The 25,967-nt window shown below is 68.8% G+C and carries 18 protein-coding genes; 9 read left to right on the top strand and 9 right to left on the bottom strand.

Features of this window, described 5'->3' with window-relative positions:
* Positions 1–9: 9 nt before the first annotated feature.
* From Q9246_RS03490 to Q9246_RS03465, 6 genes are all read right to left on the bottom strand, one after another.
* A complete protein-coding gene (locus Q9246_RS03490; protein ID WP_306395486.1) occupies positions 10–2,835 on the bottom strand; it encodes an ATP-binding protein in 2,826 nt (941 codons plus the stop codon).
* Between the two features lie 8 nt (positions 2,836–2,843).
* The gene (locus tag Q9246_RS03485) at positions 2,844–3,566 is read right to left on the bottom strand and encodes a hypothetical protein (protein ID WP_306395485.1); all 723 of its coding nucleotides are present in this window, start codon (positions 3,564–3,566) and stop codon (positions 2,844–2,846) included.
* Positions 3,559–4,938, bottom strand: coding sequence for a hypothetical protein (locus Q9246_RS03480; protein ID WP_306395484.1), 1,380 nt, complete (start codon positions 4,936–4,938; stop codon positions 3,559–3,561). The genes Q9246_RS03485 and Q9246_RS03480 overlap by 8 nt, the downstream gene beginning before the upstream one ends.
* 188 nt (positions 4,939–5,126) lie before the next feature.
* Positions 5,127–5,888 (bottom strand): DUF3108 domain-containing protein, encoded by a 762-nt coding sequence (locus Q9246_RS03475; RefSeq protein ID WP_306395482.1) that lies wholly within the window; start codon positions 5,886–5,888, stop codon positions 5,127–5,129.
* A gap of 1 nt (position 5,889) precedes the next feature.
* Positions 5,890–7,029, bottom strand: a complete 1,140-nt coding sequence (locus Q9246_RS03470) for a DUF3108 domain-containing protein (protein ID WP_306395481.1) — start codon at positions 7,027–7,029, stop codon at positions 5,890–5,892.
* A gap of 57 nt (positions 7,030–7,086) precedes the next feature.
* A complete protein-coding gene (locus Q9246_RS03465; protein WP_306395479.1) occupies positions 7,087–8,634 on the bottom strand; it encodes a winged helix-turn-helix domain-containing protein in 1,548 nt (515 codons plus the stop codon).
* 141 nt (positions 8,635–8,775) lie between these two features.
* Between Q9246_RS03465 and Q9246_RS03460 the strand changes: the two genes are divergently transcribed.
* From Q9246_RS03460 to Q9246_RS03445, 4 genes are read left to right on the top strand one after another with little or no spacing between them, the layout of a single operon-like run.
* Positions 8,776–9,549, top strand: coding sequence for an SDR family oxidoreductase (locus Q9246_RS03460; protein ID WP_306395478.1), 774 nt, complete (start codon positions 8,776–8,778; stop codon positions 9,547–9,549).
* The gene (locus tag Q9246_RS03455) at positions 9,546–10,982 is read left to right on the top strand and encodes an efflux transporter outer membrane subunit (RefSeq protein WP_306395475.1); all 1,437 of its coding nucleotides are present in this window, start codon (positions 9,546–9,548) and stop codon (positions 10,980–10,982) included. Before Q9246_RS03460 ends, Q9246_RS03455 begins: the two co-directional genes overlap by 4 nt.
* A complete protein-coding gene (locus tag Q9246_RS03450) occupies positions 10,979–12,478 on the top strand; it encodes an MFS transporter (protein WP_306395472.1) in 1,500 nt (499 codons plus the stop codon). The genes Q9246_RS03455 and Q9246_RS03450 overlap by 4 nt, the downstream gene beginning before the upstream one ends.
* Before the next feature lie 5 nt (positions 12,479–12,483).
* Positions 12,484–13,521, top strand: coding sequence for an HlyD family secretion protein (locus Q9246_RS03445; protein ID WP_306395470.1), 1,038 nt, complete (start codon positions 12,484–12,486; stop codon positions 13,519–13,521).
* Here the strand turns inward: Q9246_RS03445 and Q9246_RS03440 are convergent, their stop codons facing one another.
* Positions 13,522–14,262 (bottom strand): SDR family NAD(P)-dependent oxidoreductase, encoded by a 741-nt coding sequence (locus Q9246_RS03440; RefSeq protein WP_308640189.1) that lies wholly within the window; start codon positions 14,260–14,262, stop codon positions 13,522–13,524. It abuts the gene before it with no gap.
* A gap of 118 nt (positions 14,263–14,380) precedes the next feature.
* Between Q9246_RS03440 and Q9246_RS03435 the strand changes: the two genes are divergently transcribed.
* The 3 genes from Q9246_RS03435 (at position 14,381) to Q9246_RS03425 (ending at position 19,088) form a co-directional block, all read left to right on the top strand.
* Positions 14,381–15,034: a TetR/AcrR family transcriptional regulator gene (locus Q9246_RS03435; protein WP_306395468.1), complete on the top strand. Its 654-nt coding sequence runs from the start codon at positions 14,381–14,383 to the stop codon at positions 15,032–15,034.
* A 75-nt stretch (positions 15,035–15,109) separates the two neighbouring features.
* Positions 15,110–15,799 carry a PhaM family polyhydroxyalkanoate granule multifunctional regulatory protein gene (locus Q9246_RS03430; protein WP_306395466.1) on the top strand — a complete coding sequence of 230 codons (690 nt, stop codon included), beginning with the start codon at positions 15,110–15,112 and terminating at the stop codon, positions 15,797–15,799.
* A gap of 112 nt (positions 15,800–15,911) precedes the next feature.
* Positions 15,912–19,088, top strand: coding sequence for a patatin-like phospholipase family protein (locus Q9246_RS03425; RefSeq protein WP_306395464.1), 3,177 nt, complete (start codon positions 15,912–15,914; stop codon positions 19,086–19,088).
* Here Q9246_RS03425 and Q9246_RS03420 read toward each other — a convergent pair.
* Both Q9246_RS03420 and Q9246_RS03415 read right to left on the bottom strand, forming a co-directional pair.
* Complete coding sequence (locus Q9246_RS03420) at positions 19,079–20,437, bottom strand: MFS transporter (RefSeq protein ID WP_306395463.1); 1,359 nt, start codon at positions 20,435–20,437, stop codon at positions 19,079–19,081. The genes Q9246_RS03425 and Q9246_RS03420 overlap by 10 nt on opposite strands.
* A 7-nt stretch (positions 20,438–20,444) precedes the next feature.
* Positions 20,445–21,458, bottom strand: a complete 1,014-nt coding sequence (locus Q9246_RS03415; protein WP_306395462.1) for a LacI family DNA-binding transcriptional regulator — start codon at positions 21,456–21,458, stop codon at positions 20,445–20,447.
* Positions 21,459–21,769: 311 nt separating this feature from the next.
* Here Q9246_RS03415 and Q9246_RS03410 point away from each other — a divergent pair, with 311 nt between their 5' ends.
* Positions 21,770–24,652, top strand: coding sequence for a TonB-dependent receptor (locus Q9246_RS03410; protein WP_306395461.1), 2,883 nt, complete (start codon positions 21,770–21,772; stop codon positions 24,650–24,652).
* Positions 24,652–25,965, top strand: coding sequence for a BNR repeat-containing protein (locus Q9246_RS03405; protein ID WP_306395460.1), 1,314 nt, complete (start codon positions 24,652–24,654; stop codon positions 25,963–25,965). Before Q9246_RS03410 ends, Q9246_RS03405 begins: the two co-directional genes overlap by 1 nt.
* The last annotated feature ends 2 nt before the right edge of the window (positions 25,966–25,967 follow it).

The following is a 25,967-nucleotide window of genomic DNA, read 5'->3' as shown; positions in this document are numbered from 1 at the left end:
CCCTTGTCATCACGCCGCGGCCTTCTCGGCTTCTTTCCGGCGCTGCAGCACGAAAATCGGCTGCGCCCACTGCATGTCCTTCTTCTTCTTGCTCGTGATGAGCGTCAGTTCCGAAGGATCGTAGACGTCGGTATTGTGCGTCAGCGGCGTCGTCATCAGGTACTGGGCGTCGGTGTTCTTCAGGAACTCGCCGACCAGCTGGATATTCCTGATATCCAGGTGCGCGAACGGTTCGTCGATGAACACGAAGCCTCCCGAGCCTTCTTCCGACTTCAACAGGCCGATGAGCAAGACCAGCGACTTCATCACCTGCTGGCCGCCCGACGCTTCGCCGTCGTTCATCCCGATCTGGTCCTTGCCGTCGAACTTGAAGCGCACGTGCAGGCCGGCCTGGGCCAGTTGCACGTCGTCGTTCTCCAGCCGCACCGGGTCGGCCTGGACGTCGATGCCGGCCAGCGAACCCAGTTCGCGGATGTTCTTGGTATAGGTCTTGATCGTGTAGCGCAGGCGTTCGATATAGGCCCCGCGCGCGTTACCCGTGGCCTCGATCGCGCGATTGTTCTGGTAGCGGCGCTCCTCGGTCTCGCTCTGGCGGGCCTCGAGTTGCTCATGCAGGCGCGCATACTGGTCGATGACGGTCGGATCCAGTTCCCAGTCCTCGCGCGCCAGCGAATGTTCCAGCGACCCGAGGCGCAGGTTGACCTGGTGCGCGTTCTGGTGCTTGGCCACCAGGTCGCCGCGCCAGTTGGGATTCTTCCACGTGCCCGGCACCGCACGCCAGCCGCGGCGCAGGTCCAGCAGCGCCTTGGCGTGCTCGCTGCGCTGCTCGATCTGGCGGCGATGGTTCAGGCGCATGCCGGCTTCGGCTTCCGACAAGGCCATGCGCGCGTTCTGCCACACGGTGTCGGCGCGGGTGCGGTTCACGGTGGCGTTCTTGCTCAGGGTCTGCAGCTCGCCCAGGCGCGCGCCGACTTCCAGGCGCTCGGCCTTGAGCGGCGTGATCGCGCGCACCGCTTCCTCGAATTCCTCCTGGCGCGCCGACAATTCCTTGGCGGCGTCGACGCCGGCGATGCGCGCCTTCAGGCCGCCCACTTCGGCGGCCAGCTTCGAGATCGCCAGCGTCAATTCGTCTTCGCGCTTTTCCAGCGCCGGCATCAGTTTCTGGATCGCTTCCAGGCGCTGGGTCTTGCCCGCTGCACCAAAACGGTAGCGCGAGGCCTCGACGAACAGCGAGCGGCCGCCGCGGCGTTCGCGGTGGTAGGCGTCCGGCGTGATCCACTCGTCCGAACGGCTCTTGAAACCTTCGTCGACCGAGTCGACGCGCTCGATGCGCTCCAGCTGGTCGATCAGCCAGCCCGGCGCCTTGCCGGAGAACCGCACAACAGAGAGCAGGCTGTCGTCCTTCACCACCGGCGCATTGACGCAATCCGGCACGATGAAGTGGCGATAGCGTTCCTTCTCAGCCAGGCGGTAGGCCGCGGGCGCATCCTTCGCGTTCTCCAGCAGCACCACCGAGGCGTAACCGCCCAGCACGCCCTCGACCGCGCCCTGCCACTTGGGATCGGTCACTTCGACGATGTCCGACAGCATGGCGTGGGCGATGCCTTCGTCGCGCAGCGCGCGGCGCATCAGGCGCTGCGCTTCCGGCTCCGGCATCGAGGTCTTGCCCTGCAGCGCGGAGATGGTCGCCATCTCGCCGGCGATCTTGTTCGATACCGCCTCGCGCGCGCTCTTCTGGCGCGCCAGCTCGGCCTCTTTTTCTTCGAGCTGCTTCGCCACCTCGGCGATGTCGGCGCCGGCGTCCGCCGACAGCTTCTGCAGGCGGTCGCGCTGCTCGAGCAGGCTTTCCAGGGGTTTGAGGCGCGTGTTCACTTCGGACAGGCGCTTGGCCAGCGTGCCGCCCTCGGCTTCCAGCTCGGTTTCCTGCTTCTGCGCCTCGGTCAGCGCGCGCTGCTGTGCCGCCAACTGGCTGCGCTTTTCGGCGAGCTGGCCGTCGGCCTGCACCAGCGGCTTCTTCGCCTCGCGCAGCATGCGGCTGTTATTGGCGGCTTTTTCGCGCGCCTCATGGTATTGCAGCGCCGGCAGCACTTCTTCCTGCAGCGCGCGCTTTTCCTTGTTCAGGTCGGACCATTGGTGGTGGTTGGCCACGCGCAGGCGCAGGCCCTCCAGGTTGGTGCGCGAGGTCTCCAGTTCGGTCTCGAAGCGCTTCAGCTCGACCTCGGTATCGCGCTGGTGACGCTTGGCTTCGTCGTAGGCGTCCAGCACTTCCTTGTCGCCGAAGACCTGGAACACCAGGTCCAGCAACTGGCGCGGCGCGTATTCGCACAGTTTATCGGTCTCGCCCTGCTCCAGCGCCAGCACCTTCGACATGGCCGGCGACAGGCCCGCTGATGCCAGTCTCTTCCTGTAATTCTCGACGCCCAGCCAGTCGGTGGCCTCGGTCACTTCCTCGATCTCGACGTTACCGGGTCGCATCAGGTACTGGCGCTTCCAGTCGCCGCCGTTCTTCTGCACCTGGCAGAACAGGGTCACTTCGTCGTCCGAGAAGAAGCCGGAATGGCGGAACGGGCGGTTCGACAGCTGGCGTCCGATCGGCTTGTTGTCGACCACGGCGCGCAGCCAGGCGCTTTGCTGGCCCGAGTGGCGCGCATAGTGCTTGTAGGTGCGCCCCATCGAGCAATCGAGGCCGAACAGGGTGCGCATCGCGTCGAGAAGCGTGGTCTTGCCCGAGCCGTTCTGGCCGGCGATCGTGATGATCTTGGCGTCCAGCGGGATGTTCTTGATCCGCTGCCAGTAATCCCAGTGGACCAGTTCGAGTGATTTAATGTGGAACATCGGCTATCTCAGTTCGGGGTGTCGGGGGCATCGTCGGACTGCTCGACCACGATTGCATCATTGGCTGCTTCGGTATCGACGGCCACCTTGCGCGGCGCGGCCGCCAGCGGCGCGCGCTTGAAGACTTCGGACAGTGCGCCATTGATGATGCGCTCCTTGAGCACGTCGGTGTCCATCATCAGGTCCAGCAGCGGGCCTTCCAGGATCACGTCGCCGCGCCGTTCGATGAAGCCCAGCTTGGACAGCACGCCCAGGTTCATGTCCATGCGGGTCTTCTTGCCCAGCTTGTCGCCGAAGTCCGACAGCAGTGCGGTGTACGAGATGCCGATCGAGGCATCCTCGGCGCGCGGGATCGGCGTCTCCTTCTCGAACATATCGTTCTGGTCGTCGTCCACCGTGGTGTGGGTTTCCTGGCGTTCGCGCTTGGGCAGGATGATCTGGGCCCACAGCACCACCAAGAGGGCCACGCCGTCGCGGGTCAGGCCGAAGTTATTGTTCTGCCAGATGTCCTTGGCGCCGAAGATCTTCGGCTCGACGTTGCGGTGCAGGGCCACGGTCACGTGGTCGGCATACACGTTGTCGAGCAGTTTCAGGCCCGATTCGAGCAGGCGCTTGTCGACTTCGGCGCGGAACTGGTCGTCCGACAGCGCGCGCTTGACCATCTTGTCGTCGCGGCGCAGGGTCTGGTGGGTCAGCAGGCGCGCGATCAGGATTTGTGCATCGTCATTCATTGGGCGTGCCGTCCGAAGGGAGATCTAGATTGATGGAGAGGGTCGCGATCGACATGGCCGCCACTTCCGGGTCGTCCAGGGCGATCATCTCGTCCCGGGCCTCGAAGGTAAGCGGCAGGCGCGCCAGGTCGGCGGTCGCGCCCTGCAGGCTGGCCTCGGACGCGTCGCCCAGCAGCGGCAGCAGCGAAGCGCGGTAGGACGCCAGGGCAAAGCTGGCCGGCAGCAGGGACTCGTGCAGCTGCACCTTGCGCGGCCCGACGTCCGAAAATTCGGGGAAGTTGCCCAGGTTGGCGAAGTCGGCCAGCTTGTTGATCCAGTCGTTCAGCTCGACCATCATGGCCGGGTTGTCGTTGATCGTCAGCGGCGCATCCTGGCCGCTCGGCAGGCCCTTGGGGCCGGTCGAGATCACGCGCTCGGCCAGCAACTCGGTCTCGGCCACGTCGATCATCTCGGCCGGGGTGGCGAACAGCGGGGTCACCGGGCGGTCGATGGCGTCGGCCGCCAGGCTGGCCAGGTCCTCGTGGGCCAGCAGCCAGCGCTTGACGTCGGTGGTCGACAGGCCGGACTGGCCCAGGTGCACGCGCTGGCGCTCGATCTGGTTCAGGGCGCGCGAGAACATGCCCTGCATGTTCAAGAGCGCGCTCTGGGCCCGGCCGATGGCCTGGGCCGCGCGGTGGGTGGCGCTGTCGGCCCGCTCGTCCGAGGTGATGGCGCGCAGGATGACCGAACCCTTCTCCACCCAGTCGCAGGCCATATGCCACTTGGCCTGCGAAGTACGCAGGCGGAATTCGGAGCCGGAGGCGATCGCGTCGCGGAATTCCTCGGTCAGTTCGATCAGGCGGCCCAGCAGGTGCTTCAGCTGGTCGACGGTGACGCCGCCGACCGCCTGGGCGCCGGCCACCTGCGACAGCAGGAAGCCCATCTCGGCATCGTCGTCTTCCGGCTTGCCCAGCGCCAGCAGGGTTTCGAGCGCGGACAGGACGTTGCGCGCCAGCGGCGTGATGCGGTACACGGCAGCCGGGGCGTCCCAGGCCAGCAGGCCGTGGCCGCGCAGGCGGTTCAGCACCGTTTCCAGGCTCTCGGGGATCAGGTAGGCCAGCTTCTGGTTGATGTCGGCGCGCGAGAATGCCGACGTGGCAGTATCGCCCGCCAGTTCGCGCAGGACGAGCAGACGCACCAGCACGCCATCCTGGGTGCCGTGGAACAGGGCCGTGAAGGCCGACAGCATCGGCTGGGCACGCTTGAGGTGGAAGACTTGCTCGATTTCGTCGGGAGCGATGCCTTCCTGGAAGTGTGCCTGCAGCGGATCAAGTTCCGGCGCCAGCGCCGGGGAGTCGGCAGCGAGGGACGCGCCGGCTTGTGGATCGATCATCGTTGTTACCAGTCTCTCGTGCGCGGTCGGGACGGGCCTGGATGGTCAATATTGACAATATTGACACGGGTGTATTGACAGGCCCGACCGGCGTCGCGGGGGCGTCAGTATAACAGGCTGGACCCGTCATTCCGCGATTGCCGGCCCCGACCGGGGGCTAGCAATTGCAGGAAAGACACACTTGAGACTTACGGTTTTGCAATACTCTTGAGCGTCTGTTCGATGGTTTCCTTGTCGCCTTCCGTGAAGCGGATCTTGACCGGATACCACTCGTGCTCGGGCGCCAGCCACACCTCGATGCTCTGGTCGCGGCTGTCCGGCAGGGCTTCGCGGCTGACCAGCACGGCATCGACCTGGCCCAGGCCGGTATTGACCTTTTCGCGCTTGACCACCTTGAAGGTCCAGGCTTCGGCGCTGCTGCGGCCGGCCACGAAGAAGGGCCATTCCGAGCCCGGCTTGAACCTGTCGCCGGCGGCGCGCGCCACCGCGGCCAGTTGCCAGGTGATCGATACCCGATCCTGCTCGCCGCCCTTGAGCGGATAGGTTTTTTCGCCCTCGGAGAAGCTCATCACCTTATCGCCGCGGTCGAAGGCGATCGAGGTCGGGTCCTTGCGCAGGCGTTTTTCGGAGAACTCGGCCGGCGCCAGGCCGAACTCGTCGATCGTCCCCTGGCTGCGGTTGTCCAGCAGGGTGCCGAGGATGGCCACGCGCGATGCGACCTGCACATCGTATTTGCCGTCGCCGGCGCGCCAGGCGACGGTGGCGTCGCCCTTGAGCGACAGGCCGCGCTGGCGCGCGCTCAGGTCATAGTGCAGGTCGGCCGATGGCGGCAATTCGAAGGCGCGCTTGATGACGGGATGCGCGGGATTGGCGGCCTGGGCGGTGGTGCTGCCCAGGGCGAGGGCCAGCGTGAACGCCACGCCGGCTTTTCGAATATTGCTTAGACGCATATCAAGATCCTGAATGATTCAAGTCGATATTATTCACTGTTTGCGTGGTTACTGCTCCATTGGCTTCCGTATTGCGAATCCGCACCGGATACCAGCCGTGTTGCGGGGCCAGCCAGATGTCGAGCGTCGACTTGTACGAGCCGGGCAGCGGCGGACGGGTCAGGTGCCAGGTTTGCAACTTGCCGAGCCTGGTGTCGATCTCTTCCTGGCCCACCACCTTGAACCGGTAAACGGTGGCGTCGCGGTCTTCGCCGACAAAGATGTCTATTTCGCCGCTCAATTGCTTGGAGTCACCACGCGCGATCGCCGACAGTTGCAGCGGGATGCTGGCCTTGTCCTGGGCGCCGGGCACCAGCGGATAGGCCGCTTGTGAGGCGGAAAACGTCAGTTTGTTGCCGCCCCAGTCGAAATGGGTCGCCGTCAGCGAGCGGCCGCGCCGCTTTTCCGTCATCTTGATCGGCGCGAAACCGGTGGCGGCCACGGCGCCCTCGCTCGTCAATACCACCAGGTTGACCCGCGTAAACACGACGCGGATGCCGGCTTCAACCTTGATCTTGTAGGTGTCTTCGTTCAGTTGCCAGTCCAGCACGGCCTCGCCCGACCACTGGGTGCCGTCCTTATCCGTGCGGGCGACGTCGAGCGTGATCGTGGCCGAGGGCGGCATGTCGACCGTGTAGCGGCGTAGTTCCGGCACTGCCGGGGCGGCGGGTTCGGGCGATGGCGCAGGCATATCCGGCGGCGGCGCCGGCGGCGGCGCTTCCACCGGCGCGGGCGTGGGCGCCACCAGCTCGGTACCGGTCCCTTCGGGCACGCCGTCGGTCGCACCCGGCGCGCTGGCCGGGGCAATGCCGCCCACCTCCGCCGGCAGGCCGAGTTCGACGGGCAAGGGCGGAATCACGGGCAGCGGCGGCGGCTCGGACTGCGGCACCGGCAGGGGCGCGGGCGGCGGCGGCGGTGGCGGCACGGCGGCCGGCAAGACTTGCGCCAGGATGGTCGCCGCCCCACCCTCGCCGGGATCGTGGCGCGGCAGTTCCAGGTTCACGTCGAGCAGCACGCTCAGCACGATCCAGTGCAGCAATACGACCAGCGCGACCGGCAACAACCGGCGGCGACGCGGAAGAAGAATCGGTGCGGATTGCATACCGCTAGTGTAGCGCGGGCGTGGCAATGCCTGCACGACGGTGCCGTGTCCTTGTCCTCAATGCGGCAGCCCGGCCCGCTCCAGCCCCTCCAGCAGGACCGACAGGTGCTCCGGCCGGCGGATCGGCAGCCAGGCGGCGACGGCCGACAGGCGCAGGCCGGGGTCGAGCTCGCGCACGTGGTCCAGCGCGCGCCGCGCGTCAGGCAGGCGGCCGGCGAGCGCATGGCTGGCCGCCTGGGCGACGGCGGCCAGCAGGAAGCCGGGAAAATCGCGCCGCGCCGCCTCGGCCCATACCGAGGCGGCGTCGAACTGGCGGTCGAACAGGTGCGCCATCGCCATCCCGGCCTGCATCCGGTACAGCTCCGGGTCGAGAGGGCTCAGGCGCATGGCGCGCCCGAGGTGGGCCATGGCGGCCGCGGTATCGCCCTGCCACAGCCGCAGGTAGCCGCCCAGGTAGCGCGCCGCCGCCAGGTTGGGATTGAGCACCAGGGCCTTGTCCAGCAAGCCGATGCCGGCGTGGATGTCGCCGGCCAGGTAGCCCAGCACGTGGCCGGCGCGGGTCAGGGCGACGGCGTCGCCCTTGTCGAGCTCCACCGCGCGCCGCGCCAGCCGCACCGCCTCCTGCACCTCGGCGCCGTCCGCCATCCAGCCATTCGCCTTGCGCCAGGCGTGGCACCAGGCGGCCATCGCATGGGCCGAGGCGAACCCGGGGTCGGCCGCAATCGCCTGGTGGAAGAAGGCCAGTCCCCGCTCGCTGGTTTCGCGGCTGGCCTCATGCAGTTCGGCCACGCCGCGCAGGTAGTAGTCGTAGGCGTCCAGGCTGTCGGTGGGCTTGTGGCGCGCGCGTTCGATCTCGGCCCGCTCCAGTTCCGGCGCCACCGCGCCGATCACGCTCTCGGTGATGCGGTCCTGCAGTTCGAAGATATCCCCCAGCACGCCCTCGGCGCGGCCGGCCCAGTGGTGGGCGCCGGTGGTGGCGTCGATCAGCTGGCCGGTGATGCGCACCCGGTCGTTCGCCTTGCGCCAGCTACCCTCCAGCACATAGCGCACGCCCAGCTCGCGCCCCACCTGCTTGATGTCGAGGATGCGGCCTTTATAGGTAAAACTCGAGTTGCGGGCCACCACGAACAGCCAGCGGTGGCGCGACAGCGCCGCGATGATGTCCTCGACCACGCCGTCGGCCAGGTAGTCCTGCTGCGGGTCGCCGCTCAGGTTCACGAAAGGCAGCACCGCGATCGACGGCTTCGAAGGCAGCGCGGGCGTGGCGGACGCCGTCTCCGCCATCTCCGCGGAAGCCACTTCGCGCACCCCGGCGACGAAACGGAAACCCTTGCGCGCCACCGTACGGATCACGCGCTGCTCCTTGCCGCAGTCGCCGACCGCCTTGCGCACCGCATTGACGTGGCTGGCCAGGGTCGATTCCGACACGATGCGGCCGGCCCAGATGGTATCCACCAGCTCGTCGCGGCTGACCACCCGCTCATGGCAGCGCGCCAGGTAGGCCAGCAGGTCGAACACCTGGGGCGCCGTGGGCACGACCGTGGATGCACGCAGCAGTTCGCGCCGGTCCAGGTCGAGCACGCAATCCTCGAAGGCGATCAGCATGGTCCGCTCTCCGGCCGGTGTGGACGGAAACCCAAGCGAAATCCAAGGCAAATCCAAGGCCGCGGCAAGGACTTGCGTCCGGACGGCAAGGATACTGCATGGATCGATCGCCAGGATCGACATTGAATCGAGGAGCGGGACATGAAAATCGTGGTTATCGGCGGCACTGGCCTGATCGGAGCAAATATTGTAGATCGGCTGAGCCGGAATGGTCATGAGCTGGTGGTGGCATCTCCCTCCAAAGGGGTAAATACCGTCACCGGCGAAGGCCTGGCAAGCGCCCTGGCCGGGGCCCAGGTGGTGGTCGACGTGGCCAACTCGCCGTCGTTCGCCCCGGCAGAGGTGAGGGAATTCTTCCAGGCCTCGACCCGCAACGTGCTGGCGGCGGCCGCCGCGGCCGGCGTCGAGCACCACGTCGTGCTGTCCATCGTCGGCGTCGACCGGCTGCCGGACAACGGTTATTTTCGCGCCAAGCTGGCCCAGGAAGAACTGGTCAGGGCCTCGCGCCTGCCTTACACCATCCTGCGCGCCACGCAGTTCTTCGAGTTCATCGGCGGCATCGTCGATGCCGGCGAGGCGGATAGGGGCATCCACCTGTCGCCGGCCCTGATCCAGCCGGTCGCCGCCGACGACGTGAGCGCGGTGCTGGCCGACCTGGCCGTCGGGGCGCCGCTGAACGGCATCGTCGAAGTGGGCGGGCCCGATCGCTTTCCCCTCGACGAACTGGGACGCAAGCTGCTGGCCGCGCGCGGCGACCCACGCCAGGTCCGGGCCGACGTGCATGCGCGCTACTTCGGCAGCGAACTCGATGACCGCTCGCTGGTGACGGGCGCCGGTGCGCTCACGGCGCCAACCCGTTTCTTCAATTGGCTCAGCCGCGGTTCCATGATCGCGCGCCAGGCCACGCCATCATGAAACCGTGGCTAGTCACCATCGCAGCAGGCGCGCTGCTGGCCGGCTGCAGCGTCGGCCCCGATTTCGCGCGGCCCGCGGACGCGCTGCAGGCCGTGCAGCTGCAATCCCGGCCCGATCATGCGGACGGCGCGCCGGTTTCATCCGCGGCCGTGCCCGCCCAGTGGTGGCGCCTGCTCGACGACCCGGTGCTGGCCGGCCTGCAGGAGCGCGCGCAGGGCGGCAACCTCGAATTGCAAGCCGCCCTGGTGCGCATCGAACAAAGCCGCGCGCAGTTGGGGATCGCCGCCTCGCAGTTGCTGCCCACGGTCGGCCTCGGCGCCAGCTATGCGCGCGAGGGATTGAGCGAACACGGCAAGTTCGCCGCCCTCGGCGCGCCGTCCAGCCCCAGCGACTTCTGGCAACTGGCCTTCGATGCCAGTTGGGAGATCGACTTGTGGGGCCGCGCCCGGCGCGCGCGTGAAGGCGCGGCCGCGCTGCTCGACGCATCCAACTACGACCGCGAGGCGGTGCGCGTGGCCCTGGCCGCCGACATCGCGCGCACCTACCTGCAGCTGCGCGGCACCCAGGCCCAGCTCGACATCGCGCGCGACAACCAGGCGGTGGCCGAAAGGCTGCTGCGCCTGGCCGACAACCGCGAACGCCACGGCGTGGCGACGCGCTTCGACAGCGCCGCCGCGCGCGCCCAGCTGGCCACCGTCAACAGCACCATCCCCGACCTGGTCCAGCGCCGCAACGCCCTGCTCAATGCGCTGGCCCTGCTGCTGGGCGAGGCGCCGCGCGCGCTCGACACCGAACTGCGCGCCGCCATGCCCCTGCCTTCGCTGCCGGCCAGCCTGCCGGTCGGCCTGCCCTCGGAACTCGCGCGGCGCCGTCCCGATATCCTGCGCGCCGAAGCGCAGCTGCATGCGGCGACGGCGGCGATCGGCGTGGCGAAGGCCGATTTCTATCCGCGCATCGGCTTGCGCGGACGCTTCGGCTTCGAAGCCTTCGAGAGCGGCGACCTGGCCGGCTGGGATTCGCGCTTTTTCTCGGTTGGCCCGACGGTCTACCTGCCGCTGTTCGAGGGCGGGCGCATCAAACAGCGCCTGGCCCTGAGCGAAGCCGGCCAGAAGGCGGCCGCCATCGCCTACCGCCAGACAGTCTTGCGCGCCTGGCACGAAGTCGACGATGCGCTCGACGCCCTCGCCGCCCAGCGCGGCCGGCACGCCGAGCTGACCATCGCCTTCGAGCAGAACCGGCAGGCGCTGCACGCCGCCGAACGTGCCTACCAGGAGGGCGCCGCCGACTATATCGGCGTGCTGACCGCCCAGCGCCAGCTGCTGGCCAGCCAGACCAGCCTGAATGCCAGCGCCACCAATGCCACGCTCACCCTGGTCAACCTGTACAAGGCGCTCGGCGGCGGCTGGACGTTTGACGCGGAAAGCCGGCCATGAGCACCGGCGCAGCCTCGAAGCGGCCGCTGGCCGGCCTGCTCGGCATCTTCATCGCGGCCATGATGGCGGGGCTGAACAACCGGGTCGGCGCGCTGGCGCTGGCCGACCTGCGCGGCGCCGGCGGCTTCGGCTTCGACGACGCGTCCTGGCTGTCGACCGTGTACAACGCCGGGGAACTGATCGCCATGCCGTTCGCGGCCTGGTTCGCCATCACCCTGTCGGTGCGGCGTTTCGAACTGTGGATGCTGGCCACCTGCGCCGTGCTGGCGGCGTTGTTGCCCTTCGTGCGCGACCTCGACCTGCTGCTCGTGCTGCGCTTCGCGCAGGGCGTGGCCAGCGGCACCATGATCCCGATCCTGATGATGGCGGCGCTCAAATTTCTGCCGCCCCCGGTGCGCCTGTACGGGCTGGCGCTGTATGCCATGACCGCCACCTTCGCCCCCAATCTCTCGACCTGGCTGGCCGGCAGCTGGACCGACGCCCTGGCCGACTGGCGCTGGATCTACTGGCAGAGCGTGCCGCTGGCGGCGCTGGCCGGGCTGTTGATCGGTTGGGGCCTGCCGCGCGAGCCGGTCCAGCCGGAGCGCTTCGGCCAGGCCAACTGGTTCGGGATGGCGTGCGGCGTGCCGGCGCTCGGCCTGCTGGCGCTGGTGCTCGACCAGGGCGTGCGCCTGGACTGGTTCCATTCGCCGCTGATCAATGCCGCGGCCATCGCCGGCTGCGCGCTGCTGGCGGTCTACCTGCTCAGCGAATGGCACCATCCGTCGCCCTTCATCAAGCTGCAGATCCTGGGCCGGCGCAACCTGGCGCTCGGCTTCACCGCCTTCCTGCTGCTGCTGGTGGTGCTGATGTCGGCCGCGCTGCTGCCGTCGACGCACCTGGCGCGGCTGCACGACTACCGGCCGCTCCAGCTGGCCTCGACCGGCCTGGTGGTGGCGCTGCCGCAACTGGTGCTGGGCCCGGCCGTGGCCATGCTGCTGTACCGGCGCTGGGTCGATGCGCGGGTGGTGTTCGCACTGGGCCTGGCCCTGATCGCGCTGGCCTGCTACGTCGGCGCCGGCCTCACGCCGGACTGGAACCGCGAACAGTTCGTCCTGGCCCAGACGCTGCAGGCGCTGGGCCAGCCGATGGCGGTGGTGTCCATGCTGTTCCTGATCACCAGCGTGGTCCAGCCGCCCGAGGGGCCGTATGTCTCGGGCGCGGTCAACACGCTGCGCGCCTTCGGCTCGCTGGTCGGCGCGGCGGTGGTGGGCCAGCTGATGACGGTGCGCGGGCGCTTCCACGCCGACGTGCTGATCGACCACGCCGCCCTGGCGAATGACCCGGGCATGCCGGACCCGATGGCGCTGGCCGGCATCGTCGGCCAGCAGGCGCTGGTGCTGTCGGTCGCCGACGCCTACCGCGTGCTGGGCGTGCTGGCCCTGCTCCTGATTCCCCTGGTGCTGCGCCTCACCCATATCCCCGCGCCGACCATTCCAACCCATCACCCTGGATGACCATCATGGCACTTCCCAAACAAGCCCGCATCGCCAGCGCCGTGCTGCTGCTCGCCGCGGCGGCCGGCGCCCTGTACTACCTCAACGCGCCCGAATCGGGCGGCGCGACCCAGTCCACCGACCACGCCTACGTGCAGGTCGACTTCACCACGGTGGCGCCCGAGGTGGCGGGCATCATCGAGACGGTCCACGTGCGCGACAACCAGGTGGTCGAGCGCGGCGCGCTGCTGGCCACCATCGACGACCGCGACTTCGTGGTCGCGCTGGATGCCGCGAAGGCGCAGGTGGCGAGCGCGCAGGCCGGCATCGCCAGCCTGGAAGCCCACCTGGCGCAGCAGCAAAATGCGATCCGCCAGGCGCAGGCCGTGCTGGCGGCGGACGAGGCCTCCCTCAAGCTGGCCAACGTCAACCAGGCGCGCTACCGCAACCTGGCCAGCGACGGCTCGGGGTCGGTCCAGGCGCTGCAACAGGCCGAGATGCAGTTCGGCGTCCAGGCGGCCACCCGCGACCGGAGCCGGGCCGCGCTGCAGGCGGCGCGCCAGGTGGTCGTCATCCTGGGAGCGGACCTGGAAAAGGCGCGCGCCGCGCTGCTCCAGGCCAGGGCGGCGCAGGCGGCGGCGGAACTGAAGCTGTCGTACACCCGCATCGTGGCGCCGGTCGCCGGCACCGTCGGCCAGAAGGCGGTGCGGGTCGGGGCCTGGGTCAATCCGGGCAAGCCGCTGCTGGCCATCGTCCCGCTCGACGCGGTTTATATCACCGCCAATTTCCGCGAGACGCAGCTGGCGCGGGTGGCGCCCGGCCAGCCGGTGGACATCGAAGTCGACGCCCTGCCCGGCGTGGTGTTGAAGGGCAGCGTGGACAGCCTGGGGCCGGCCAGCGGCGCCAGCTACTCGGCCATCGCACCATACAACGCCACCGGCAACTTCACCAAGATCGTCCAGCGCCTGCCGGTGCGCATCGCCATCGTTCCCGGCCAGGCCGCGGCGTCCAAATTGCGCGCCGGCATGTCGGTGACGCCGACGATCCGCACCGCGCAGGGCTGATCAGGTGGTCGCCCCGCCGTCGACATTGAGGACGGCGCCGGTGACCTGGCGCGCCGCGGGACTGGCCAGGAAGGCCACCGCCGCCGCCACGTCGCGCGGATTGCCGAAGCGGCCCAGCGGCGTGAGCGACTTCTGGAACTCGGCGAACTCGCCGTTTGCCGGGTTCATCTCGGTATCGGTCGAACCGGGCTGCACCAGGTTGACGGTGATGTCGAGCGCGCCCAGTTCGCGCGCCAGGCCGCTGGTGAAGGTCTTGAGCGCGGCCTTGGTCAGGAAATACACGGTCGCGCCGTCGCCCACGATGCGGTCGGCGCCGGCCGAACCGATATTGACGATGCGTCCGCCCTGGCCCAGGTGCGGGATCGCCGCCTGCGCCGCCAGGATCGGCCCGCGGATGTTCACGGCCAGCAGGGCGTCGATATCGTCCACCGCGATGTCGGCGATCGGCGCATAGCGGGCGATGGCGGCGTTGTTGACCAGGATGTCGAGGCCGCCCAGCGTCCGCGCCGCCTCGTCGACGGCGCGCCGGATCGCCGCCGGATCGGCGCTGTCGGCCTGGATCGCGACCGCCTTGCGGCCCAGGGCTTCGATGGTCCGCACGACTTCCTGCGCGCGCTCGGCCGAGCGCTCGTAGGTGATCGCCACGTCGGCCCCCTGCTCGGCCAGCACGGTCGCGATGGCGGCGCCGATGCCGCGCGAGGCGCCGGTCACGATGGCGCGTTTTCCTTGTAAATCGGTCATGACATTCCTTTGTTTAGTGATCGATACACAAATGGTAGGAGCCAAGCACGGCGCTGTCAACAGGTTTTTGTAGCGATCGATATATATTATTTGACCGGCGTGGACGTATACTGTGCCGATGCAGACACCCGACCGCCCCGACCCAGCCGGCACGCCAGGCGCCGCACGCGCACGCGGGCGGCCGCGCGCCTTCGACCGCGACGCCGCCCTGGCCCAGGCCATGCGCCTGTTCTGGCAAAAAGGCTATGCGGCGACCTCGATGGCCGACCTCACCCAGGCCATGGGCATCGCCGCGCCGAGCCTGTACGCCGCCTTCGGTTCCAAGGAAGCGCTGTATGCCGAAACCCTGAACCATTACGCCGACTGCTTCGGCCCGATCGGCTGGCAAAAATTCAATGAAGGCACAACCGCGCGCGCGGCGATCGAGGGCTGGTTGCTCGATTCTGCCCGGCTGCTGACCGGCGGCGCCGGCGACGTGCCGCTCGGCTGCATGGTGACGCTGTCCGCGGTCGGTAGCGAAGGCAACCAGGAACTGGGCGAACTGGTGCGCTCGGGGCGCGCCGCCGGCCTGGCGCGCGTGAAGGCGCGCCTCGAACAGGGCGTCGCGGACGGCGACCTTGCCCCCTCGGTCGATCTCGATGCGCTGGCCCGTTTCGCCCACCTGGTCCAGAACGGCATGTCGATCCAGGCGCGCGACGGCGTCGGCCGCGCCGAGCTGGAAGCGGTGGCGCGCATCGCCATGCTGGGCTGGGATGCCCTCGTCAACAGTTAGCACCGCCTGTCGGCGGATGGCCCCGGCCGGCTTAATCTGCTACGCTTGCCGGACTATTAACGGAGGCCCGCCACCATGCTGAATCAGCCCATGCCCGGAATGACCGATACGCTGGAATTCGTCAAGAACCTGTGGGGTGGCATGAACATCCCCGGCGCCATGCCCGGCATGGGCGGCATGGGCGGCATGCCGATGCCGGGTGCCGGCCTGTCGGTCGAAGACCTCGACAAGAAGATCGCCGACCTGAAGGCGGTCGAGTCCTGGCTCAACCTCAATATGGGCATGCTGCGCGGCTCGATCCAGGCGCTGGAAATCCAGCGCGGCACCCTGGCCACGCTCAAGGCGATGGGCGACAGCATGGCCCAGGCCATGAGCCAGACCGGCGCCGCCAGCGACGCCGCCATGGCGCCGTTCGCCCAGTTCTTCGCCCAGGCGGCGCAGCCGGCTGCCCCGGCCGCGGCCGCACCGCCGGCGCCACCCGAGGCCCCGGCATCGGCGCCCGCCGGCGCCGACGCGCACGATGCGACGGCAGCCGCGATGCCGGCCGCGGTCGCATGGTGGAACCTGCTGCAAGACCAGTTCCGCCAGGCGGTGGCCAGCGCCATGCCGCCCGAGGGCGCCACCCCGGACAAGCCCGCCGCTGCGGCGGATGACGCCTCCGGCAAGCCACCCGCCGCGGAACGCCCCGACGCCGGCGCCGAGCATGGCAACGGCAATCCGGCCCCCACCCGGCGCGGCACGCGCGGCAAGACCGACAAAAGCTGAGCCCGCACGCCGGCTGCTTGATGTGAACGCTGGCGCCTCCCTCCGAACCGTGCTGAACTGACCCGGCGGCCCGGCCTGTCGGGCCGCTCCCCGTCCAGCCGGAGCGAGCGCCATGTTGCCGAGCGACCTGACCCACCTGACCTCCTCGCAGGTCGACGACCTGCGCCGCAAGCTCGCCGCCGCCGGCTGCGACCCGCCGCCCGGCGCGCGCACGGTCGCCGAACTGCAGGACGCCTTCGCCCTGCTGCGCAAGCGCCACGGCCTGCCCGCGGCGGACAGGATCGACCCCGAACTGCTGCGCTGCCTCGACGCCGGCGCCGGCCACCTGTTCGGCGAAGTGCTGCGCGACGAACTCGATATGCTGCGTCCCGAGGCCGAGGCGCGCGCCGACGCGCTCGACGCCGCCCTGCCGCCCGACCGCGAGCGCCTGCTCGAGCGCGCCCACCACGGCATGCTGACCGGCGTCGCCCTGTCCGGCGGCGGCGTGCGCAGCGCCACCTTCAGCCTGGGCGCCCTGCAGGCGCTGGCGCGCTGCGGCCTGCTGCGCCATGTCGACTACCTGTCCACCGTGTCCGGCGGCGGCTTCGTCGGCGGCTGGCTGTCCAGGTGCCTGCACGCCAGCGGCGGCGACATCGCCAGGGTGGAAAGCATGCTGGCGCCGCAGGCCGGCAGCGTCGAGGCGCCCGAGCTGCGCTTCCTGCGCCAGTACAGCAACTACCTGTCGCCGCAGGGCGGCATGTTCAGCGCCGACACCTGGACCCTGCTCGGCACCTATGTGCGCAACACGGGCCTGAACCTGGCCATGCTGGTGGCCTGGATGTGCGCCCTGCTGCTGCTGCCGCGCTTCGCCGTGTGGGCCGTGCACCGGGTGGTGACGCCAGGCGGGCCCTGGTCGCACCTGGCCGACATCGCCTGGATCCTGGGCGTGCTGCTGTTCCTGTTCGCCGTGTTCTGCATCGCCCTGTCGATCTCGAGCAAGCCGGAAAGCTCGCGCGGCCTGCGCCGCTTTCCGCTGTCCCAGGGCGCGGTCCTGTGGTGCATCAACCTGCCCCTGCTGCTGGCAGGCTTCCTCGGCAGCCTGGGGCTGTGGCGCCACGGCGGCGCGCCGCCCGCGACCTTCTTCCCCAGCCAGCTCGCAGGTCGCTGGCACTGGCTGCTGGCGCCGGGCCTGGTGTATTTCATCGTCTGGGCCTGCGGCTGGTACCTGGCCCACGACCGCTCCAGCCCCTACCGGCGCACCGGCTATACGGTGTGCGCGGCCGGCGGAGCCAGCGTGCTGCTGGTGCTGCTCGAAGCCGGCCGCGCCTTCGCGCCCGAGATCGTGGCGCTGCTGCCGGCCGACGCGGCCAGCCTGTCGCTGCTGCTGTGCGGGACGGTCGCCCTGCTGCTGCTGCTGGCCGGCTGGCTGGCCATCTACACCCGGCTGCACGCCGATCCGCCGCTGCGCGACCTGTCGCGCGCCGAACTGGGCGAAGGCCTGTCGCACTTCCTGTGCGCGATGGGCGCGCTCACGCTCGGCACCGTGCTGCTGCTGGCCGGGATCGCCCTGCTGCCCGATCCGGTGGCGCATCCGGTACTGAACAATTCGATCGCACTGGCCACCTTCGGCATGCCGCTGATGATGGCGCTGTTCACCGCCACCATGACCCTCATGATCGGCCTGGTCGGCCGCCCGTACAGCGATGCCAGCCGCGAATGGTGGAGCCGGCAAGGCGCCTGGACCGCGATCTTCGCCCTGGCCTGGCTGGCCGTGTACGGCGTCTGCTTCTTCTTCGCGCCGCTCCTGCACTGGGCCTGGCTCACCTACGAACCCTGGACCAACCTCGGCACCCTGCTCGGCTGGCTGGCCATGACCGCCTTCGGGCTCAGGGCCGGCAGCAGCATGGCGACCGGCGCGAGGAGCGGCCCGGACCCGAAGCTCGAACTGGTGGCGCGCCTCGCCCCGTACGTGTTCACGGTCGGGATCTTCGCCCTGCTGAGCAGCCTGGTGCAGGCCACGGTCGCCCTGCCCAAGGTCGACTGCCCCGGCGCGCAACTGGCCTGCGTGCTGCGCGCCCATGCCGACGCCACCCTCGCTACCAGCGGCACGACCCTGCTGCTGGCCTTCGGCGGCTTCCTGGGCGCGGCCCTGCTGCTCGGCTGGCGGGTCGACATCAACAAGTTTTCGCTGTATATGCTGTACCGCAACCGGGTGGTGCGCGCCTGGTTCGGCGCCGGCAACCGCGCGCGCCGCCCGCACCCGTTCACCGGCTTCGATCCGAACGACGACATGCTGCTGGCCGAACTGCGCTACGGACGGCCCTACCCGATCGTCAACACCGCGCTGAACCTGGTCGGCGGCCACGAGCTGGCCTGGCAGACGCGGCGCACCGCCTCGTTCGCGTTCACGCCGCGCTGGTGCGGCTACGAGCAGCCGTTGGCCTCGGCCTCCGGCTGCTACCGGCCGACCGAACAATACGCCTCGCGCTCCGGCGTGGGGCTGGACGACGATGCCGGCGTGCGGCTCGGGATGGCGGTGGCGCTGTCCGGCGCGGCGGCCAGCCCGAACATGGGCGCGCACTCGTCGCCGCCGCTGAACTTCCTGATGACGATGTTCAATGTGCGCCTGGGGCGCTGGTGCCCGAATCCGGCGCGCCGCGCCTGGACCAGCGCCTCGCCGCCGATCGGCCTGTTCAGTCTCCTGTCCGAGCTGTTCGGCCAGCTCGACGCCGACGCCGCCTACGTGCACCTGACAGACGGCGGCCACTTCGACAACCTCGGCATCTACGAGCTGGTGCGGCGCCGCTGCCGGCTGGTGATCGCGGTCGATGTCGGCAGCGACCGCTACCTCGCCTTCGAAGACCTGGGCAATGCGATCCGGCGCTGCGCCACCGACCTCCACGTGCGGATCGACCTCGACGTCTCGCGCCTGGCGGCGCTGGGCGACAGCGGCATGTGCGGCGCGAGCTGCGCGGCGGGCCACATCCGCTACAGCCAGGCCGACCGCGGCGCGCCCGATGGCGTGCTGCTGTACGTGAAGCCGGCCATCGTCGGCAGCGAGAACGCCGACCTGCTCAACTACCGCAAGCTGCATCCCGACTACCCGCACGAGAGCATCGCCGACCAGTGGTTCGACGAGGCGCAGTTCGAGAGCTACCGCGCGCTGGGCGACCACATCGTCGATTGCGCGCTGCGCGAAGCGGCCCGCGCCACCGTGCGCGCCAACGGCGAACAGGACATCGGCGCGCTGTGCGCGCAGCTGCTGGAAAAGCATGGACCGGCTGTCCGCCGCCCTGCCGCTCAGGCATGATGCCGCGCGGCGTCCGGCAGCGGCGCCGGCGCCGGGTGCACGACCAGCAGCTTGCCGAGGCAGGCCAGCGCCAGCAGCGAGAACAGCACCGCGCTGCCCAGCGTCAGGCGGTAGTCGTGGCCGGAATGGTCGAGCAGCGGCCCGATGCAGCTGCCGACCACGATATTGGCGAAGGCGACCAGGATGTCCTTGCTCGCGTTGTAGCGCACGAACTCGTCGCGCGGGAACAGCGCCAGCGGCATCGCCGCCGCCGCCGTGAAATAGGCGCCGGAGCAGATCACGTGCGCGACGTAGAACCAGCGAAAGCTGGCGGCGCCGTCGACCAGCAGCCAGCCAGCCAGCGCGATCGCGACATACAGCGTCATCATGGCCGTGGCCACCGGCACCGCGCCGCGCCGGTCGACCAGCCAGCCGATGGCGAAGGCGCTGGCGATCGATACCGCATAGGCGGTCGCTGTGAGCTCCCCCAGCTGCGCCTTCGACAGCCCCAGGTCGAGCGCATAGTGCAACGAAAACATATTGAACGGGACGAAGGTGACCGCGGCCAGCATGAAGGCGCCGAACGCCCACAGGTAGCGGCGCTGGGCGCAGCAATCGCGCAGCTGCGTGCGCGCCAGCGCCAGCCGTCCCTTCCCCGTTCCGGAATATGGGGCCGGCGGTGGGTAGTCGCCCTCGCGCACCATCAGGCACATCAAGGGGATGGTCAGCCCGAAAATCAGCGCGATGGCGACCAGGATCTCGGCCATCCACGCCTGGCTCAGCGCGAACAGGGTCAGGTTGAAGCCGATCGCCACGCCCAGGCCCACCACCCGTACCGCCGCATAGAAGCGCCCGGCCAGGCCGAACGGGACGACGTCGGCCACCAGCCCGGCGAACAAGGCCGTGGTGGTCATGGCGGCGGCGTCGAACAGGGTCCAGAACAGGCAGAAGTACGCCAGGTCGAGCGCGCGCAGGCCCGGCGACCAGGATCCCAGCAGCGCGTGGGTGGCCCCGGCCAGCGCCGGCGCCAGGGCCACGCACAGCATCGCGCACGCGGCCAGCGGCGCGCTCACCATCAGGTAGGGCCGGCGCCGTCCCCAGCGCCCGCGGCTGCGGTCCGAGCGCATGCCGACGACCGGCACCACCAACAGGCTGATCAGCGCCGGCACGGTCGACAGCAACATCGCCACCGCGGTGTCGGAAGCCCCATGGTCGCGCAACACGACCAGGCCGATCGGGCCGGCCCAGCGCTCGCGCACCGCGATCCCGAGCGCACCGACCAGCAGCCAGCCCACCAGCGCGCACACGCCCAGGCTGTCGTAGCGCAGGGTGCCGGCCTGCCACAGCGCGATGGGGGATGCGCGCCGCATCGCGAAACTAGACTGGCGCGGGGCCGGTCGAGTCGCGCACCACCAACTCGGTGGCGAAGGCAATGCGCGCGGCGGCCGGCGGACGGCCTTCGATCATCTCGACCACCTCATGCACCGCCCTTGCGGCCAGCGCCTGGTAGGGCTGGTGCATGGTGGTCAGGCGCGGAAAGACATGGCTGGCGGTCGAGACATCGTCGAAGCCGACCACCGATATATCGGCCGGCACCTTCAGGCCGCGGCTGGCGATGGCGTCGATGGCGCCGAAGGCCATCTCGTCGTTGGCGGCAAAGATGGCGGTCGGCGGCGTCGCCAGCGCGAGCAGGCGCAGGGTGGCGGCGAAGCCGCCCGGCTGGTTGAACGCGCCGTCGACCACCAGCGCCGGATCGACCGCGATCCCGGCCGCCGCCAGCGCCTCGGCATAGCCGCGCTCGCGCTCGGCGCTCTGGCCGGTGCGCTTGGTGCCGGCGATGAAGGCGATCCGGCGGTGGCCGAGGCCGAGCAGGTGCTCGACCGCGGTGCGCGCGCCGGCGCGGTTTTCCAGCACGATGGTGGGCAGCGCCAGCTGGCGCGCATCGAAGAACACCAGCGCGCAGTTCAGTTGCTGGCGTTCGACCACGTCCAGGAAGCGGTCGTCGGAAGTCGGCAGCAGCAGCAGCAGGCCGTCGCACAGCTTGCCGAGCGTGGCGCAGGTGGTCATCCGGTCCGGGCTGTCGAAGCGGTCGGCGTTGAACATCAAGAGATCGTAGTCGCGCTTGCGCGCCTCTTCGCCGATGGCGCGCACCAGTTCATGCAGCACCACTGGGCCATAGTTGTTCATGAAGACGCCGATCAGCTTGCTCTTGTCGCCGCGCATGCGGCGCGCCAGCATGTCCGGCGTGTAGTTCAGCTGGGCCGCGGCCGCCATGATCCGCTCGCGCGCCGCGTCGGACACGTAGCCGGTGCCGCGGATCGCGCGCGAGGCGGTGATCGGGGCGACGCCGGCCAGGCGCGCGACTTCGCTCAGTTTGCTGGCTTTGGCCATCGGTTTCCTTCAATCGATCAAGTGGATGAGCATTTCGTTCGCCCTATTCTGTCATGTGGTTACGATACCACACGAAAGTATTCAAGAGCACGATTACCTTAGAAGAATCAACCACTTAGGCCGTATCTAACCTATTTTTCAAATCCATTGAGTATTTACACAACACATGGTAACGTAACCACATGGTTGTCACGCCGACCGCAGTGATCCCGGCAATGGGTAGCCATGGCTTCATCTTCAGCCGACCGTGCACCGCGCGGCGGCCCGACATTACAAGCGGACCTCGAAGTCCGCGGTCAGGAGACGACACGATGCAGAAGAAGATACTTGCCGCGGCGCTGCCGCTGGCTTTGGCCGCCGCATATCCGACACTGGCGCTGGCGCAGCAGGTCCCCGAGGCGCCGGCCGGCGCGGGCGCCACCGACGCGGCGCCGGCGCCCCTGCCGAACGGCGTCGACACCCCCACCACCACCGTGGTGGTCACCGGCTTCCGCTCCAGCCTGCAGAAAGCGCTGAACCTCAAGCAGCAGGCGATCGGGGTGCGCGACTCGATCGTCGCCGAGGACATCGGCAAATTCCCCGAGGCGAACGTGGCCGAATCGCTGCAGCGGGTCCCCGGCGTGATCCTGAACCGCGACGAGAGCTCCGGCGAAGGCCAGCGCATCTCGATTCGCGGCCTGCCGACCGAGTATTCGATCACCACCCTCAATGGCGCGCCGGTCAATACGACTTCCACCAGCACCATCGGCAGCGCCGCGCGCGGCTTCAACTACGACGTGTTCGCCTCCGAGCTGTTCGGCCGCGTCGATTTCTACAAGTCGCCCCTGGCCGAGCTGACCGAAGGCGGCATGGGCGGCGTGGTCGACCTGCAGACCCCGCGCCCGTTCGACAGCCCCAAACGCACGATTCGCTACGCGCTCTCCGGCGCCTACAACACCAGCGCCAAGGAGGCCGATCCGACCGGCTTCGCGCTGTATTCGAACACCTGGGGTCCATGGGGCTTCCTGGCCGGCGTGGCGCATTCGAAGGCGGTCAACAACCGTTCCGGCTTCGAGGCCACGGGCGGCTACAACAGCTCGGCCAACGGCAGCCGCAATCCGGTGCTGGGCAATTTCGCCGTCGCGCTCGACTACGACGACCCGCGCGCCAACCTGTCGGGTTATACCCGCGAGCAGATCGACAACGCCCTGCTGCCGCGCATCTACCGCTACTACGGATCGCAGAACCGGCGTAGCCGCGACGGCCTGGTGAGCTCCCTGCAATTCAAGCAGGGCGACCTGGACCTGAGCCTGGACGGCCTGTATTCGCAGCTGGAAAACAGCCGCGACGAGTTGTACTACGGCCTCCTGATCCGCAACTCTCGCACCACCAACCGCAACGCGCCGCCCGGCACGGCCGGCCACAACGGACTGGTGCCGCTCGACGTGCACATCGACCCGGGTTCGAACCTGCTTACCGGCACCTTCGGCAACACCTCCTACAGCAGCGGCGTGACCTATGGCGAAGACAAGACCAGGTTTGGCTACCTGGCGCTCAACGGGCGCTGGAAGGCGCGCCCTGGCCTGGTGGTCACTGGCCAGCTGAGCGCCAACAACAGCACGGCGACCAGCCATTCCGACACCATGTCGGGCCAGATCTTCGGTGTCGTCTCCACCATCGACTACGGCGACGACCACGTCTACCCGTCGATGTCGTCGACCACCGACTACACGAATCCGGCCAACTTCAGCGGCTTCGACATCACCACCGGCTGGACCCGCGAAACCGACAAGGGCCGCCAGGCGCGCCTGGTGCTGGACTATGACTATGACCTGTTCGGCGGCTGGAGCGGACGCCTCAAGACCGGCCTGGTATACGTGGACACCAGCAAGAGCATCGAGAAGCGCAATGCCAGCGCGGCGATGAAGGCGAAGATGGTGGCGCTGGGCGACGCCAGCATCCGCGCCAATATGGTCTCGGTGCTGCCGATTCCGGACCTGGACATGGGCCCCGGCTGGCCGAACCGCTTCGGCACCTTCGGCCGCGACTACGTGCTCGGCACCTTCGATCCGCTGGCCTACAACGACGGCGCGGCCTTCACCCCGGCGCAAAGCTTCGGCGCCAGCGAAAAGGTGAGCACCGGCTTCGTCCAGTCCGACCTCAAGGGCCAGGTGCTGGGCCGCGAACTGCGCCTGAACGCCGGCGTGCGCTGGTCGCGCACCGAACTCGATATCGACAACTTCAAGCGCAGCGGGGCCGGCAACGCCTACCTGCCGAATACCGAGCAGGGCAAGTACAAGAACCTGCTGCCCGCGATCAGCGCCGCCTATGACCTGAACGACGAGCTGATTTTCCGCACCTCGTGGGGCAAGACCATCAGCCGCGCGTCGCTGTCGATCATCGCGGCCCAGACCGTGATCCCGAACCAGTTCGACAACACCGCGACGGCCGGCAACCCGAGCCTCAAACCGCAGCAGTCGAAGAACTTCGACACCAGCCTGGAATGGTATTTCAGGCCGGGCAGCCTGCTGTCTGCCGCCTGGTTCAAGAAGAAGCTGAGCGACGCCACGGTGTCGACCACCGCCAACACGACGTTCGGCGCATTGGGCCTGCCCAACAGCGCGCTCGGCGCGATCTTCCAGGACAGCAGTGGCCGGGTCGACCCGAACCTGCCGATGGTGCTGCGCACCTACTCGAACGCCGGCGAGCAGACCCTGAAGGGCTATGAGGTGGCCTATCAGCAGGACTTCACCTTCCTGCCCGATCCCTTCAAGGGCTTCGGCGCGCTGGCAAGCTATACCTGGATCGATCCCTTCAACAGCATGCGCTGGATCACCAATGCCGGCCGCGAGGTCGAGGTCAACTCGGTGCCGAGATATGCGTATAGCGTGACCACCTATTACGAGCGCGGACCGCTGGCGATGCGCCTGTCCTATAACTACAAGGACCGCTCGCTGCATGGCGACAATCCACGGAATAACGGCGACGACCTGATACGCTGGCGCGCCGCGCGCGGCTACCTGGACGGCACCATCAGCTACAAGCTGACCGAGAACCTCGAACTGCGCCTGGATGCGCTCAACCTGACCGACACCCTCGCCTACGACTACTTCGAGGATGCGAGCGGCCGTTTCGGCACTGGCAAGCATACGCGGATGGATTACGCGAAGTACGACGGGCGCACGATCAAGATCGGCATTCGCGGCAAGCTGTGATGCACGCCGTGCGATCGATCGTCCGCGGCGCCGCCCTGGTCCTGGGCACGGCCCTGCTGCACGGCTGCGCGAGCGACGTCAGCCTGAGCCGGGTGGGCCCCGGCTGGGCCGGCAACTCGGTCAATGCCGTGGTGTTTCGCAAGAACGCCCTGGTAAGCGATGGCGAGTGGCAGTACATCGCCTACTACGACGCCGCCGGCCACGTCGTGCTGGGCAAGCGCCGCCTCGGCGCCGACGCCTGGACCCTGCAGCGCAGCGCATGGCGCGGCAACGTGCGCGACGCGCATAACGCGATCAGCATCATGGTCGATGGCGCCGGCGTGCTGCACATGGCCTGGAACCATCACGACAACGCGCTGCACTATGCGCGCGGCGTCAATCCGGGCAGTCTCGAGCTACGGGCGGCGGCCATGCTCGGGCGCGACGAAGACGCGGTCTCGTATCCGGAATTCTTCCGGATGCCGGATGGCGGCCTGCTGTTCCTGTACCGCGACGGCCGCTCGGGGCGCGGCAACCTGGTCGCCAACCGCTACCATCCCGACAGCGGCTGGCGCCGCGTGGCGGACCGCCTGATCAGCGGCGAAGGACAGCGCAACGCCTACTGGCAGGCCGGGGTCGACGCGCGCGGCGCGATCCACCTGTCCTGGGTGTGGCGCGCCTCGCCCGACGTCGCCAGCAACCACGACATGGCCTATGCGCGCTCGCGCGACGGCGGCGCCAGCTGGGAAGACAGCGAAGGCCGGCCGTATGCGCTGCCGATCACCGCCGCCAGCGCCGAATACGCGGCGCGTATCCCGCCCGGCAGTGACCTCATCAACCAGACCTCGATGGCCTTCGACGCCCAGGACCGGCCGTACATCGCCAGCTACTGGCGCACCGCTGGCAGCGCCGTGCCCCAGTACCGGGTGCTGTACCGGCGCGCGGAGGGCTGGCGCCGGCTCGACCTGGATTTTCGCAAGACCCCGTTCTCGCTGTCCGGGATGGGCACCAAGGCGATCCCGATCGCGCGTCCGCAGCTGCTGCTCGACCGCCACGGCGCGACCGCATCCGGCATGCTGGTGTTTCGCGACAGCGAGCGCGGCGAGCGGGTCTCGGTGGTGCGCATCGCCGACGTCGACGCCGGCCGCTGGTGGGTAGCTGACCTGGGTGAGGCAGCCGTCGGCGCCTGGGAACCGACCTACGATACCGAGTTATGGCGAAGCCAGGGCCTGCTGCACCTGTACCTGCAGGCGGTGCGGCAAATCGATGGCGAAGGACTGGCGGACGTGCCGCCGTCCCCCGTGCAGGTGCTGCAATGGCAGCCGCGCAGATGACG

Origin of the sequence: Telluria beijingensis (genome assembly GCF_030770395.1) — a bacterium.
In the GTDB taxonomy this organism is placed as follows: Bacteria; Pseudomonadota; Gammaproteobacteria; order Burkholderiales; family Burkholderiaceae_D; genus Telluria; species Telluria beijingensis.
The sequence above is the reverse complement of the archived record's forward strand: the minus strand, read 5'-3'. Positions and strand labels throughout refer to the sequence as shown.